This is a genomic window from Pseudomonas avellanae BPIC 631 (genome assembly GCF_000444135.1).
Classification (GTDB): domain Bacteria; phylum Pseudomonadota; class Gammaproteobacteria; order Pseudomonadales; family Pseudomonadaceae; genus Aquipseudomonas; species Aquipseudomonas avellanae.
In genome coordinates this window covers 1-1,605 of sequence record NZ_ATDK01000385.1, presented here as the reverse complement: position 1 = coordinate 1,605, position 1,605 = coordinate 1, and the positions used below count along the sequence as shown (strand labels likewise).

1 protein-coding gene and 1 pseudogene are annotated in these 1,605 nt (G+C 56.4%); one reads left to right on the top strand and one right to left on the bottom strand.

Annotated elements, in window-relative coordinates; all coding sequences use genetic code 11:
- Positions 1-94 precede the first annotated feature (94 nt).
- Positions 95-547, top strand: a complete 453-nt coding sequence (locus DW49_RS0122580) for a hypothetical protein (RefSeq protein WP_229687619.1) — start codon at positions 95-97, stop codon at positions 545-547.
- Positions 548-961: 414 nt separating this feature from the next.
- Here DW49_RS0122580 and DW49_RS0122575 read toward each other — a convergent pair.
- Positions 962-1,342: pseudogene (locus tag DW49_RS0122575) on the bottom strand (DEAD/DEAH box helicase); the annotation flags it as partial.
- Between the last annotated feature and the right edge of the window lie 263 nt (positions 1,343-1,605).

Below are 1,605 nucleotides of genomic sequence, written 5' to 3'. Positions count from 1 at the left end.
TGGCCAAACTGGATCGTGATGCGTTCTTCAATGCTGAGTTCATGATATGACATAGGTTCACCGTACCGGATTGGTCAGGTGTTGCGCTCAGTTTTTGCCGCCGCCCTTTCATAAGTTGGGGCTCGCGAAACTCAAGCAAGGTTATGAAGATTGGGATGACAAGGCGTTCACAGGCTTGAAGTCAGGGGATACAACTTGGCAGGTTTTCGACGACGGACTAGTCCTGATAGAAGCTGATGCAAGTGTGCCTGTGGAGGATCGCTCAGTTGGCCTCTACTTCGTGTCTCCAAGCCATCTTTCTAAACTACTTTTGTCCTGCTTTGAGGTGGCCGCATTCGGCAGCGGCTGGTATCGCATCACGCTTAAAAACCTTGGTATGGCGAAGGTGGAAGAACCACCTGTAACTGCACCCACCAGCTACTCAATGCCAATGCAGCGCGAAAAAACGGTTAGTGAATCACACCTTTTTATTCCTGCGACGCGCGCCATGTCAGAGCAGTGGGTACAGAAGGCCATCGCAAGAATGGCGAGGAGTTTGACCTACTGATTCCCTACGACCTGCGTTGGTGCGGATGAAGGGCTTTCTTGTTTTGCTGGTAGCCAGAATCGCAAGCTCTCCCCTGCCGAGGTGCCGACATCGAATCTCGTCGCCCGCCTGCATACCCCTTCGAGAGCTCTGCTGTCAGGTCATCACGAGAGGTGTGACTCATACACCGCAGTCGGTGCTTTTACCGCCCCGTCGTCTGGACGGCCACGCTGCTTGGGCAATGGACAGGATAGGACGCACATGGGGCGGATGCATTTATCTCGTGGCTTTGGCGCTCCGCGTGGAAGAGATTTTTTGTCACTTAGATGACTTAGGGCGAAGAGGCAAGGGGATGCTCGGAGGAGTTCGATGGGGCCAGGAGAATGCGCTAGGGTTTGACAAGATTCAGGGTTATTTCGGTGTAAATGGTAAAACGTGAAACTCATCGAAAATCAACAGCCCTACGCCTTCCAGTGCAGGGTCGTCCTGCAAGCGCCGCGTAAGAATCCCCTCGGTAACCACTTCAATACGCGTCTTCGGGCCGACTCGGCTTTCCAGACGAATGCGATACCCCACGGTTTCGCCCACCTTCTCGCCCAGCTCACTGGCTAACCGTTCCGCCGCCGCACGCGCAGCAAGGCGGCGCGGCTCCAGCATCAGAATGGTCTGCCCGGCCAGCCAGTTTTCCTCAAGCAGCGCGAGCGGCACACGCGTGGTCTTGCCCGCGCCGGGAGGGGCTTCGAGCACGGCTTCATGGCGTGTGGTCAGGGCCTGACGCAGGGCTGGCAGGACGGCATCGATGGGTAACGAAATCATGGGGGCTCCCGGAGAGATGCGGGAGAGTATACCGGCGCGGGAGTGCGGAATCAGGCAGTGTGTTTTAGCTTGAGGGCGGTTGCCACTAACAACACGCTGCACAGCGCCATACAAATTGCGTTGGTGCCGCCCCAACCTACTGTGCTGAGCAATAGTGCGGATTCCACGACACTTGGACACTCAGCCCACGATCATTTGGACACTCATTCCAAGCTCACTTGGACACCTGCCCCACGTCCACTTGGACAGGCAGTCGGAGCGCA